The organism is Beijerinckia sp. L45 (assembly GCF_009765775.1).
Taxonomy (GTDB): domain Bacteria; phylum Pseudomonadota; class Alphaproteobacteria; order Rhizobiales; family Beijerinckiaceae; genus RH-AL1.
This window is the reverse complement of sequence record NZ_LMUU01000216.1, coordinates 109007-120791: the sequence shown is the minus strand read 5'-3', so window position 1 is coordinate 120791 and position 11785 is coordinate 109007. Positions and strand designations below refer to the sequence as shown.

Annotated in this window: 11 protein-coding genes and 1 other RNA gene; 5 read left to right on the top strand and 7 right to left on the bottom strand. The window is 63.7% G+C overall.

Annotated features, from left to right (window positions below):
- From GSQ79_RS23395 to GSQ79_RS23380, 4 genes are all read right to left on the bottom strand, one after another.
- On the bottom strand, positions 1-662 hold a 662-nt coding region (locus GSQ79_RS23395), incomplete at its 3' end, for an NAD(+) diphosphatase (protein WP_305764632.1).
- Positions 663-689: 27 nt separating this feature from the next.
- Complete coding sequence (locus tag GSQ79_RS23390; protein WP_158811181.1) at positions 690-1082, bottom strand: type II toxin-antitoxin system VapC family toxin; 393 nt, start codon at positions 1080-1082, stop codon at positions 690-692.
- On the bottom strand, positions 1079-1321 hold the full coding sequence (locus tag GSQ79_RS23385; RefSeq protein ID WP_174243259.1) for a type II toxin-antitoxin system VapB family antitoxin: 243 nt from the start codon (positions 1319-1321) through the stop codon (positions 1079-1081). Before GSQ79_RS23385 ends, GSQ79_RS23390 begins: the two co-directional genes overlap by 4 nt.
- 97 nt (positions 1322-1418) lie before the next feature.
- Entirely contained in the window at positions 1419-1853 is a 435-nt protein-coding gene (locus tag GSQ79_RS23380; RefSeq protein ID WP_158811180.1) for a hypothetical protein, read from the bottom strand.
- 103 nt (positions 1854-1956) lie between these two features.
- Here GSQ79_RS23380 and ffs point away from each other — a divergent pair.
- From ffs to recR, 4 genes are all read left to right on the top strand, one after another.
- Positions 1957-2053, top strand: an RNA gene (gene ffs / locus GSQ79_RS23375) — signal recognition particle sRNA small type.
- A 67-nt stretch (positions 2054-2120) separates the two neighbouring features.
- Positions 2121-4019: a DNA polymerase III subunit gamma/tau gene (locus GSQ79_RS23370; protein ID WP_158811179.1), complete on the top strand. Its 1899-nt coding sequence runs from the start codon at positions 2121-2123 to the stop codon at positions 4017-4019.
- Between the two features lie 153 nt (positions 4020-4172).
- Positions 4173-4496: a YbaB/EbfC family nucleoid-associated protein gene (locus tag GSQ79_RS23365; protein ID WP_158811178.1), complete on the top strand. Its 324-nt coding sequence runs from the start codon at positions 4173-4175 to the stop codon at positions 4494-4496.
- A 13-nt stretch (positions 4497-4509) separates the two neighbouring features.
- Complete coding sequence (gene recR / locus GSQ79_RS23360) at positions 4510-5115, top strand: recombination mediator RecR (RefSeq protein ID WP_158811177.1); 606 nt, start codon at positions 4510-4512, stop codon at positions 5113-5115.
- 323 nt (positions 5116-5438) lie between these two features.
- On the opposite strand, the gene GSQ79_RS23355 is transcribed toward recR, so the two are convergent.
- The 3 genes from GSQ79_RS23355 to GSQ79_RS23345 all read right to left on the bottom strand — a co-directional run bounded on the left by GSQ79_RS23355 (position 5439) and on the right by GSQ79_RS23345 (position 8944).
- Positions 5439-6266, bottom strand: coding sequence for a DUF5677 domain-containing protein (locus tag GSQ79_RS23355; RefSeq protein ID WP_158811176.1), 828 nt, complete (start codon positions 6264-6266; stop codon positions 5439-5441).
- A 58-nt stretch (positions 6267-6324) separates the two neighbouring features.
- Positions 6325-7497, bottom strand: coding sequence for a DNA recombination protein RmuC (locus GSQ79_RS23350; RefSeq protein ID WP_158811175.1), 1173 nt, complete (start codon positions 7495-7497; stop codon positions 6325-6327).
- Positions 7498-7567: 70 nt separating this feature from the next.
- Entirely contained in the window at positions 7568-8944 is a 1377-nt protein-coding gene (locus GSQ79_RS23345; RefSeq protein ID WP_158811174.1) for an inorganic phosphate transporter, read from the bottom strand.
- 272 nt (positions 8945-9216) lie between these two features.
- On the opposite strand from GSQ79_RS23345, the gene GSQ79_RS23340 reads away from it, so the two are divergent.
- Positions 9217-11694, top strand: a complete 2478-nt coding sequence (locus GSQ79_RS23340; RefSeq protein ID WP_158811173.1) for a PAS domain-containing protein — start codon at positions 9217-9219, stop codon at positions 11692-11694.
- The last annotated feature ends 91 nt before the right edge of the window (positions 11695-11785 follow it).

The following is an 11785-nucleotide window of genomic DNA, read 5'->3' as shown; positions in this document are numbered from 1 at the left end:
TCCATGGTCTCGCGCCGCACCGTGTCTTCCAGCGTTTCGCCGATCTCGGCGAAGCCGGCGAGGCAGGAGTACATGCCCGGCGGAAACTTGGTCTGGCGTCCGAGCAGGCACATGTCGCCATGGGTCACCAGCATGATCGCCACCGGCTCGAGGCGCGGGAAATGATGGCGGTTGCAGTTGTCGCATTCACGCCGCGAGCCGCCGGGCGAGGCTTTCGTCGCGGCGCCGCAGTTCGAGCAGTAGCTGTTGTGCTTGTGCCAGTAGAGCAGGCTTTTCGCCTGACTCAGCGCGCCGACGATGTCCGGCGTCACCAGGCCCTGGGTGGCGATGGTGCGCAGATCGATGAAGGAGAGATCGTCGCGCTCTTGCGCGTTTTCATGCGACGAGGCCTCGATCAGGGTGGCGAACAGCGCGCGGTCGCCGTGGCAGCCGAGGAAGACCACCTGGCTGGCGTTGCCGAGCGCCTTGGCCTCCTTGAAAGTGAAGAGGGCGTCGTGATTGTCGTCGACGCGCTTCAGCGCCGGGATTTCGCCGGACAGCACGATGCTGCGGCTCGTCGTGGCGGCGAGCAGGTTGGCGACGAAGGCCGTGTCCTCGCGCTGCGCCGACATGCGGTCGAGCGTGTTGAGGGCGAAGCCGGTGCATTGGGAACGGTCGAGCAAGGGGTGCTTTCTGATGTGTGGTGCTGGTCAAGCCAAATCGGTCTTGGCGAAGTCGGAGCCTTTGTAGAGCAATTTGGCCCGGTTGGCCTTGGCGCAGGCATAAGCGAAGCAATCGCCCATATTAAGTCCAGCTGGATGTCGTCCTTTGCCAAACCGGGCCCGGGCGTCGAGCGCAAGTGCGTACTCGGTTTCACCGATAGGGACGAACCCGAACGTCCCTGCATCCAGGAAGCGCTGAACTTGTTCGCGGGCATCAGCCAGCGGCGATCCGTAGGAAAAGTTCAAGCCGGTCACCGTTTCCCAAACTGATAAGGCCGAGCATCGCCGCAGCGGATCAGACTGAAGGACGTCTGCCAGAGTATCGGCTTCGGGCTCTCCTGTGATGATCGCGATGAGCGCCGAAGCGTCGGCGAAGATCATTCCGGCTCCCCCGAGAGCTCATCAAAAAACGCTTTGTCTGCAACCAACCCAGTGGGTGGGGGAAGCGGATAGGCAGCACGAAGCGCGGCAAATCGCTCACGTAGCGGGGTCGTTTCGGCGATGCGGTTCAGTTCAGCCTGGACAGCAAGCTTGACCGCGTCTTGCTTGGAAATACCGCGCAACGTCGCGAGTTCGCCAACAAGCGCCGCGGTTGAGTCGTCCTTGATGAAGAGGGGCATGATTTGGATATCCAAATGCTAATTTAGGATATCCAAATATTGCATTCCGATCAACGACGATCGCTGCGCGCCTCATCATTTTCCATCCTGACCCCGCTCACACCGTATCGTGCGCGGCCTTCAACCCGTGCAGAAACCGCCAGGCCACCTCGATCAAGGCCTTGCCGTCGGCTTCGGTCTCGACCCAAAGCACGCAGGTGGAGGCGTCGGAATCGTCGTGCAGCGTGGCAGCCAGGTCTGGTGCGGCGGTCGCGAGTTCCGCCTGGATCACGCCGGACCAGGCGTGGCCGTCGGGCAGTTCGCCCTTGGCGCGCATCGCCGCATTGAGATTTTTGCAGAACACGTCGGCCGGCCAGAGCGAGAGCTGCCAGGCCAGCGGGATCAATCTGCCCTCGAACCGGGTGCTGCCGACCACGGTCAGCAGCAGCGGGTCCCAGCTCGGGTCTTCCCATTCGCCGTCCTCCGCAACGATCGTCGCGAGGTCGGCCGGCATCACCCACAGGGGTGGCTGGATCTCGGTGTCTTGCGGCATAGCCTCAGCCTCCCGGCATGTCCGAAGCCTGTCCCTCTCAACTTCCGCCTCTCCTGGCAAGCCTCCCATTGCGAAAAGCGTGATCTTGGTCCATATCGAGGTCGGGAGGTTGGCGGTGGACGTTCCACTCGCCAATCGGGTCAGGTCCGGAAGGAAGCAGCCCTAACGAGACAGGGCGGGTTTCTGTCCAGCCTCCCACTTTTCCCTCTCGTCAGCGCGCGCGACGGACGGTGTTGATCCGGCGTCGCAGAAGCGCGGGATCGGTCGATGAGCGACACTTTGCAGCCGGAAGGCCCGTCCGAAGGTCTCGGCAAGCTGTTCGCCGACGAGGCGCGCGAGGCGCCGGCCACGCCCTACTTGGTCCTGGCCCGCAAATACCGGCCGAGCTCGTTCGAAGACCTGATCGGCCAGGAGGCCATGGTCAAGACGCTGTCGAACGCCTTCGACCTCGATCGCATTCACCAAGCCTATATGCTGACCGGCGTGCGCGGCGTCGGCAAGACCACGACCGCCCGTATTTTGGCCCGCGCCTTCAACTACGAACTGCCGCTCGGCGACAATCGCGCCGCGGTGGCCAAGCCGACGATCCACATGCCGGAGATCGGCAGCCACTGCCAGGCTATCATCGAATCCCGCCATGTCGACGTGATCGAGATGGATGCGGCCTCGCACACCGGCATCGACGACGTCCGCGAGATCATCGAGAGCGCGCGCTATCGCCCGGTGATGGCGCGGACCAAAGTCTACATCATCGACGAAGTGCACATGCTGTCGAAACAGGCCTTCAACGGCCTGCTGAAGACGCTCGAAGAGCCGCCGGAACACGTCAAGTTCCTGTTTGCGACCACCGAAATCGACAAGGTGCCGGTGACGGTACGCTCGCGCTGCCAGCGCTTCGATCTGCGCCGCGTCGAGGCGCCGGTCATGGTGGCGCATCTCGCCCGCATCTGCGCCCGGGAAAACGTGCCGGTCGAGGAAGAGGCGCTGGCGGTGATCGCCCGCGCCGCGGAAGGGTCGGTGCGCGATGCGCTGTCGCTGCTCGATCAGGCCATTGCGCTGGGCGCCGGCGCCGGCGGGACGCTCGACGCGATGAGCCTGCGCATGATGCTCGGCCTTGCCGATCGCACCCGCATCATCGACCTGTTCGAGGAGGTCATGCGCGGCGACATGGCGGCTGCGCTACGGACCTTGAAGGACCTGCACGAGTCCGGCGGCGAACCCGGCCAGATCCTGGTCGACCTCGCCGATTTCGTGCATTTCGTCACCCGCCTGAAATTGGTGCCGGAAGCTGCCGACGATCCCGCGGCGACGCCGGACGAGCGGGTGCGCGGCAAGATCTTTGCGAAAACGCTGAGCATGGCGGTGCTGACGCGGGCCTGGCAGTTGCTGCTGAAGGGGCTCGGCGAGGTCAAGGATTCGCCGCGCCCTCTCGCCGCCGCCGACATGGTGCTGGTGCGGCTCGCCTACGCCGCCGATCTGCCGCCGCCCGACGAGGTATTACGCCGCCTGGGCAACGGACAGAGGGCCATCGCCGGGGCATCCGGCAGCGGCAGCGCGCCACGCGGCGGTGGGGGCGGCGCTCGCGCTGCGCTAGCTGTGGTGCAATCCGAACCGCGTCAGGTCATGGCCGCCTCCCAGCCGTCCCCAAATGCGGCCGTTGCGATGGCAGTAGCGTCGCCCGCGGCCGCACCGGCCGTCCGGCTGCTGCGCTTCGAGGACGTCGTCGCGCTCTGCGCTGAAAAGCGCGACATCCAGCTGAAGGGCGCGCTGGAACGCGACGTTCACCTCGTGCGCTTCGACGAAGGCTCGATCGAGTTTTCGCTGGCGCCCGGCGCCTCGCCGGGGCTGACGCAGACCTTGATGCGCAAGCTGCAGGAATGGACCGGCACGCGCTGGATGATCACGCTGTCGCGCGATCCCGGCGCGCCAAGTCTCAAGCAGCAGGCCGACGAGCGGGCCAAGGCGACGGTCGTCACCTCGCACTCCGACCCGCTGGTGCAGAGCATCATGGCGCAGTTTCCCGGCGCCAAAATCGTCGAGGTGCGCGACCCGACCGCGGTGCCTGAGGCCGCGGACGCCGGCCTCGCCGTGCATGCCGAGCCGCTCGACGACGGCGGCGACGACATCGGCTTCGACGACACGTTATATAGCGACGACGATTTGTAACGACGATGCAGCTTGGATCCCCTTCCCCCTTGCGGGGAAGGGTTAGGGATGGGGGTCCGTCACTCTGCTTCTGACTATAAGGAACACCGCGACCCCCACTCCCAACCTCTCCCCGCAAGGGGGAGAGGCGCGAACACGCAGAAGGTGAATGCAATGAAAGACCTGATGGGCCTGATGAAATCGGCGCAGGCGATGCAGAGCAAGATGCAGGATGCCCAGGCCGAACTCGAGCGCCTCGAAGTCGAGGGGCAATCGGGCGCCGGGCTGGTGCGCATCACGCTCACCGCCAAGGGCCAGATGAAGAGCCTCGTGATCGACCCGTCGCTGCTCAAGGCCGACGAGGGCGAGATTCTGGAAGACCTTATCGTCACCGCGCATGAAGACGCCCGCAAAAAGGCGGAGCGGCTGACGGAAGAGAAGATGCGCGACGTCACCGCCGGCCTGCCGCTGCCGCCCGGGATGAAGCTGCCGTTCTGATGGAAACCCGCTAGTGGCCGAGCGCGTCGCGGGGCCGGAAATCGAACGGCTTATCCAATTGCTGGCGCGTCTGCCCGGCCTCGGCCCGCGCTCGGCGCGGCGCGCGGCGCTGCACCTTTTGCGCAAGCGCGAGGAGCTGCTTGGGCCTTTGTCCGAAGCGCTTGTGGTCGCGCGCGAAAGAATCGTCGTGTGCTCGGCGTGTGGGAGCGTCGACACCATCGACCCCTGCACCATCTGCCGCGACCCGCGCCGCGACACCGACGTCCTGGTGGTGGTCGAGACCGTCGGCGACCTCTGGGCGCTGGAGCGCGCCGCTGCGGTGAAGGCGAAGTACCACGTGCTCGGCGGCACGCTGTCGCCGCTCGACGGCGTTGGCCCGAAGGAATTGAACCTCGACACGCTGGTGGCGCGCTGCGTCGACGACGGCGTGAAGGAGGTCATTCTGGCCGTCAACGCTACGGTCGACGGGCAGACCACCGCGCATTACGTGACCGACCTGCTGTCGCATCTCTCGATCAAGACGACGCGGCTGGCGCACGGCGTGCCGGTCGGCGGCGAGCTGGACTATTTGGACGAGGGCACGCTGGCGGCGGCGTTGCGCAGCCGGACGGATTTTTGAATCTTGTTTGACGGCGTCTTTGCGAGCGCAACGAAGCAGTCCAGGGCGGACGGACGTAGCGGCCCCTGGATCGCCTCGCCTCCTGCCCGTAAAGACGGTTTCTGCGATCATACGCGGAATTCGATCTGATCGCGGAGTTGAACTCATGAGCGATGCGACATTCACGAGTGTACGGGACGCCATCGAGAACACACCGCCCGCCGCGGAAAGCATAAACTCCGGTCCAGAATCATGGTGGTCCTGAGGACGCACATCACGCAGAGCTGTACCTGTCAGGCCGAGGCGACAAAAGTGCCCGAAGGGTCAGCTTCGAATGCACACATTTATGGAGGTGGCTCGCCTTGTATGGCGTCGAAAGTATTTTGCATCATTTGGTTAGTCGATTGCAAAAAGTCGGCGCTGACGAAGAGGGCTTGCGTTGCAATATTTAATTGATTTCCAGAAGGTCTCTCGTTGCTTATATTGTTCAGCGTGACTCGCATAAAACTCAGGGGAGAGCAGTGAGAAAATGCGGACATATATACATAAAAGTAATTAAATGTATCTAGTTTTCCAAATCTTCTAGCTACGTCGCGTATTCCGCGAACATACATATCCTGCCCGGCTTTTATCCGCTTTTGGCGTTCTGGCGACAAATTAATAAATATATTATTTTGATCAAGTTGCGTTCTTAATTCGTCTAGTCCTCTGCGAAAATCGTGACATTGTTGACCTATCGATGCCTGCTGACCGAATGGCATTGCGCGCATTTCTTTAAATAGCATGTATCGCGCGTGGGTATCATGCACTCTAAATAAAAGGAAGCGCAATTCAGTTTCTTCCTGAGCTATATTAGGTTCTGCGCAATAAGAAACTAGCAGGCATGTTTCGACAATAGTTCTTGAAAGGGCCGAAATAGCCGCATGATCTAATGTGAAATTTTGTGAATGAAGTTGGTCTTCAGTGTAATGGCATATTTTTAAAAGGCTTATCGCAATAACGCATGCGCGAGCATGCATATGATAAGCCCTCAGTGTCATGCCATCTACGTGAATGCCAAGATGCGTTTCGGAAAAAACGATGGAAGCTTGGATTGCATTATCTAGAGAATCTACAGAATTTAAAAATTCATTTATTGGGTCGCTATACAGCGGAGAGCTACGCTTTGTCATAATGCCGCAAGACCCATAACGCTGTTATAAGCTAAAAGCTAAAGCATTGCGCCCCCGGCTATTCCGCCGCCTTACCGAACGCCGCCGGCAGCACTGCTGCCTCTCTCTCCGTAAAATCCATCGCGTCGATCCGTTCGCCGCGCTTCAGCACCTTGTCGGCGGAAACCAGCGAATTCGCCACGTCGTCGCCGACCTGGCGGAAATGGTTGCCGAGCTTGCCGATGCGCTCGTGGAGGCGGCCGACGTCGCCGATGAGGAGGCGCACCTCGTTCTGGATCGCATGGGCCTGCTCGCGCACCCGGGCGTCGCGGACGATGGCCTGCATGACCTGCACCGCCATCATCAGGAGCGAGGGTGAGACGATGATGAGGCGGGCCTTGTGCGCCTTGGCGACGACGTCCTCGAAGGTCTCGTTGATCTCGGCGTAGAGGGATTCCGAGGGCACGAACATCATCGCGATGTCCTGCGTCTCGCCGGGCAGAAAATAGCGTTCGGCAATGTCCTTGATGTGCTTGCCGATGTCGCCGCGCACCCGCGCCATCGCCAGCTTCAGCGCCGTCTCGTCGCCCGCCGCGGCCTTCAGCGCGGTGAACGACTCCAGAGGGAATTTCGCGTCGATCACCATCATCCGGTGGTCGCCGGGCAGGCGGATGCAGCAGTCCGGCCGCATCCGGTTCGACAGCGTGTGCTGGAACTCGTAGGCCGAGGCCGGCAGCGCATCGCGGATGATCGCCTCCATCCGACCCTGGCCGAAGGCGCCGCGCGCCTGCTTGTTGGCGAGAATGTCCTTCAGGCCGATCACCTCCTGCGTCAGATCCGTCAGACGGTTCTGCGCGGCGTCGATGACGGCGAGGCGCTCGTTGAGCTTGGTCAGGTTTTCGGTCGTGGTCTTGGATGAGGACTCGAGGCCCTGGCCGACGCGATGGCCGACGGCGTCGAGGCGCTCCGAGACGAGCCGGGCGAGGTCGGCCTGCCGCGTGCCGAAGACTTCGGCCACCGTCTGCATCCGGCCGGTCAGCTCGGCGGAGGAGCGGGCGAGCGCCGCCATCTTGGCGTCGAGGTCCTGCTGGCGTTCCTCCGCGTCCTCCCGCTCCTCGCGCCGCAGCCGCGCCGAGCGGGCGAGGCCGATGATGAGGATGACGACGAGCAGCAGCATCGCGCCGGCCGCGGCGAGCAGCAGATGCAGCGGCGTGACCGGCTGGCCGGAGAAGATGAAGAGGGGCGTATCCATGCGCGCGATGCTATTCGATTCGCGGTGCGATGGGAACGAAGGCGGAACGAAAAGCCGGGGATAGCCGGCCTCACGCCAGCAGCATGAACAACCCACCCGAAATCACGATCGTCACCGGCAGCGTCAGCAGCCAAGCCCAGACGATCTGCCAGATCATTTTCGGCTCCAGCCCGGCGCCGGAGCCGACCATCGTGCCGGCGATGCCCGAGGTCACGACATGGGTGGTCGAGACCGGCAGGCCGGTGACGCCGGCGCCGCCGATGAGCACCGCGGCGACGAGTTCGGCCGCCGCGCCCTGGGCCGGCACCAGATGCTGCTTGCCGAGCTTTTCGCCGAGCGTCTTCACGATGCGCTTGTAGCCGATCATCGTGCCGAGGCCGAGCGCCAGGGCGCTGAGAATCCGCACCCACCACGGGGCGTAGGCGACGATGGTGCCGGTGGTCTTGTGCAGCGCCTTCGCACTTGCCCGATCGGGCTCGGGCACTTTGCCGTCGTTGCCGATGGTCTCGAGCTCGGCGAGCACGCGATACACGTCGTTGCGCAGCGCGATGCGCTCGGGCGGGGCCACCGCCTCGATCGACTGCAGCGGCGCCAGGCGCGTCTGGAGGCTCGACGCCGCCTCGACGCCCAGCGTCTTCTGGTCGTCGCCGTAGCGTTGGATCAGGCTGCCGGCGACCTGCATGTCCTGACCGAGCTTATGCAGCGCGTCGGCCGGCGTCTCGATGTTCAGGCCGAAAGTCGCCGGCAGCAGGCCGATCACGGTCAGCATGATCAGGCCGATGCTCTTCTGCCCGTCGTTGGTGCCGTGGGCGAAGGAGACGCCGGTACACGTGAGGATGAGGATGCCGCGCATCCACCAAACCGGCGGCTGGCTTTCCTTCGGCGGCTCGAACAGGTTCTTGTCGTGCAACAGATGTTTGAGGATCTGGAACAGCAGCAAGGCGAGAACGAAGCCGAGCAACGGCGAGAATAAAAGGCCCTCGAGCACGTCGATGATGGCCTTCCACTCGACGCCCTGGCCAAGGTGGCGGTTGCGGACAGAGCTGCCGAGCGCGATGCCGATGAGGGCGCCGATCAGGGCGTGCGACGACGAGTTCGGGATGCCGAACAGCCAGGTCAGCACGTTCCAGCCGAGCGCCGTGCCGAACAGGGCGATGAGCATGCCGACGGCCTGGCCGCCGTTGGGCGGCGACAAGACCTCGGGCGGCAGGATCTCGACCAGCGCATAGGCGACCGCAATGCCGCCGAGCAGCACGCCGCAGAAATTGCAGAGCGCCGACCAGACCACCGCCTGCACCGGCTTCAGCGAATGCGTGTAGATCACCGTGGCGACGGCGTTGGCGGTATCGTGAAAGCCGTTGGAAAACTCGAAGGCGAGCACGAGAACGAAGCAAAGGCCCAGCATGATCAGCGTGGGAGTCGAGCCGGTCGCGAGATGGTCGAACATGATGCGGTCTCCGCGCGCGACCTAGATGCGTATGCATGACAGGCGTGTGACATCGGTCCGCCGGCCGACCTGTCAAGGATTGGGTGAGCCGACATCGACATTTCCGGTGCGCGGCGGCCAAATGTCTGGAATGGCTCTAAGCAAAACGGCAGAATGGAGCCATTGATTCATCTTGTTGCATCGGCATCCATTTTTGTTTGTTCGTAGTCTTGAGGCGCTTTTATTGCGGCGCGTGCTTCTTCGACTTCGGATGATCAAGCGGATTGGTTGCCATGGAAAGCTTTGCCGCAAATCGGCATATGCCGTCGTCGCTCACCTTCCTGGCGGGTGGCGGGCGCATGGGCGAGGCGATCCGCGCGTTCGACTGGGCGCTTTCACCCTTGGGCGAGCCGCTGGCGTGGGCGCGGAGCCTGAAAACTCTTGTCGGCGTCATGCTTGCCTCGCAACAGCCGATGGTCGTCGTCTGGGGCGCGGACCGGACGCTGCTTTACAACGACGGCTACCTGCCGATGCTCGGCCGTAAGCATCCTGCGGCGCTAGGGCAACCGTTTCTCGATGTCTGGCCCGAGATCCGCGAGACATTGGCTCCGCTCTGCGATCGCGTGTTTGCCGGCGAGCCGGTGCACATGCACGACATCACGCTCATGCTCGACCGCCACGAAACGGTACAAGAAGCCCATTTCGCGTTTTCCTTCACGCCCGTTCGCGACGACGAAGGTGTGGTCGTGGGCCTGTTCTGCGCCTGCACCGAGACGACCGAGGTCGTCGCGGCGGTCGCGCGCGGAAAACGCGAACACGCACGGCTGGCGGAGATGTTCGATCAGGCCCCAAGCTTCATCGCGATCTTGCGGGGGCCGGAATATCGCTTCGAATTGGTCAACGCGACCTTCTACAAGGTAGTCGGAGATCGCGACTGCATCGGGAAAACCGTCCTCGAGGCGCTTCCGACCTCCGTCGAACAGGGCTACGTGGCTCTGCTAGATGGCGTCTTCGCCAGCGGCAAGGCCTTCGTTTCGAAAGCCTCGCGATATATCGTGGAATCTGAGTCCGACGGCCCGAAGGTCGAGCGCTTCCTCGACTTCATCTACCAGCCCATCACCGACGACCAAGGCCACGTCACGGGCATCTTCGTTCACGGCACGGATGTGACGGAACGCGAATTGAACGAAGTGGCGTTGCGCGAAAGCGAGGCGCAATTGCGCAACATCAACGCCACGCTGGAGCAGCGCGTCGAGGAGCGGACGGCGGAACTGCAGGTCAAGGAAACGTTCCTGCGCGCGCTTTTCGAGACAAGCTACCAGCTGCAGGGGCTGCTCGCGCCCGATGGGGCCGTCCTGGATATCAATGCGACGGCGCTCGGTGCGATCGAGGCCGCGCTCGGCGACGTCCTCGGCAAACCATTCTGGGACACGCCGTGGTTCGCGGATACGCCGGGCATGCCGGACGTGATCCGCGCGGGCATTGCGGCGGCTGCCGAGGGCCAGACCATCAACCTGGAAGTCTCGCTGTCGGTACCGGCCGGACTGCGGTTCTACGACTTCTCCCTTCGACCCATACGCGATGCCGGCGGGAGGGTCATCGCGATCGCGCCTGAGGCGGTCGACATCACGGAGCGCCGCGATGCCGAGGAAGCGCTGTGCCGGTCGCGAAAGCTCGAGGCGATCGGCAAGCTGACGGGCGGCGTCGCGCATGATTTCAACAATCTGCTGACGCCGATCGTCGGCGGCCTCGACATGCTGAAACGCACCGGCCTCGGCGGCGATCGGGAGAAGCGGCTGATCGACGGCGCGCTGCAATCGGCCGACCGCGCCAGGACGCTTGTCCAGCGCCTGCTGGCCTTCGCGCGGCGGCAGCCGCTTCAGCCGGTCGCGGTCGACATCGCGAGCCTCGTGACCAACATGGCCGGGCTGATCGCGAGCACCGCAGGGCCGCAGATCCGGGTGACGGTGCGGGTCGGCGACAGCCTGCCGGCCGCCGTCGCCGACCCGCACCAGCTGGAGATGGCGATCCTCAACATTTGTGTGAATGCGCGGGACGCGATGGATGGCGGCGGCCGTCTGCGGATCACCGCCACGGACGAAGCGATCGCCGCCGGCCATCGGTCCGCGCTGGGGGCGGGGCGCTATGTTCGGATCTCCGTATCCGACACGGGCGTCGGCATGGACGCGGTGACGTTGTCGCGGGCGATCGAACCGTTCTTCTCGACCAAGGGCGTGGGGCAGGGCACGGGGCTTGGGCTATCCATGGTGCATGGCCTCGTGTCGCAACTCGGCGGCGCGCTGACCCTTGCAAGCAAACCGGGGCTCGGCACCAATGCCGAACTCTGGCTGCCGGTGAGCGTCAGCCTGCCTCAGACGATGCCTTACGCGACACATTCGGCCTCGTCGCCGCGTGCCGCCGGAACGGCGCTTCTCGTCGATGACGAAGATGTCGTGCGCATGAGTACGGCGGAAATGCTGGCGGAACTCGGCATCACCGTCCGCGAGGCGAATTGCGCCGAGGAGGCGCTGAAAGCGATCGACGGCGGGTTGCACATCGATATGCTGATCACCGACCACCTGATGCCCGGCATGACCGGCAACGAACTGGCCCATGCGGTGCGGGCGCGTCGGCCGGGAACGCCGGTGTTGATCGTCTCAGGCTATGCCGAAGCCGAGGGGATCGCGGCGGACCTCCCGCGCCTGACCAAGCCGTTTCACCAGGCCGAACTGGCGGACAGCGTGGCGAGCATTATGGCGCAGCACCCTTAGGACGTCTTTGCCGAGCGGAGCGAAGCAAACCCAAGGGAGTTGGTCCCGATGATCGAATCCGGCGGCCCCTGGATTACCCCGCTGCGCGCGC

What these genes read in the sequence shown, in the direction of transcription:
- GSQ79_RS23390 (WP_158811181.1), bottom strand. Translation starts at nt 1,082, where the DNA reads ATGATCTTCGCCGACGCTTCGGCGCTCATCGCGATCATCACAGGAGAG.
- GSQ79_RS23385 (WP_174243259.1), bottom strand. Translation starts at nt 1,321, where the DNA reads ATGCCCCTCTTCATCAAGGACGACTCAACCGCGGCGCTTGTTGGCGAA.
- GSQ79_RS23380 (WP_158811180.1), bottom strand. Translation starts at nt 1,853, where the DNA reads ATGCCGCAAGACACCGAGATCCAGCCACCCCTGTGGGTGATGCCGGCC.
- GSQ79_RS23370 (WP_158811179.1), top strand. Translation starts at nt 2,121, where the DNA reads ATGAGCGACACTTTGCAGCCGGAAGGCCCGTCCGAAGGTCTCGGCAAG.
- GSQ79_RS23365 (WP_158811178.1), top strand. Translation starts at nt 4,173, where the DNA reads ATGAAAGACCTGATGGGCCTGATGAAATCGGCGCAGGCGATGCAGAGC.
- GSQ79_RS23355 (WP_158811176.1), bottom strand. Translation starts at nt 6,266, where the DNA reads ATGACAAAGCGTAGCTCTCCGCTGTATAGCGACCCAATAAATGAATTT.
- GSQ79_RS23350 (WP_158811175.1), bottom strand. Translation starts at nt 7,497, where the DNA reads ATGGATACGCCCCTCTTCATCTTCTCCGGCCAGCCGGTCACGCCGCTG.
- GSQ79_RS23345 (WP_158811174.1), bottom strand. Translation starts at nt 8,944, where the DNA reads ATGTTCGACCATCTCGCGACCGGCTCGACTCCCACGCTGATCATGCTG.
- GSQ79_RS23340 (WP_158811173.1), top strand. Translation starts at nt 9,217, where the DNA reads ATGGAAAGCTTTGCCGCAAATCGGCATATGCCGTCGTCGCTCACCTTC.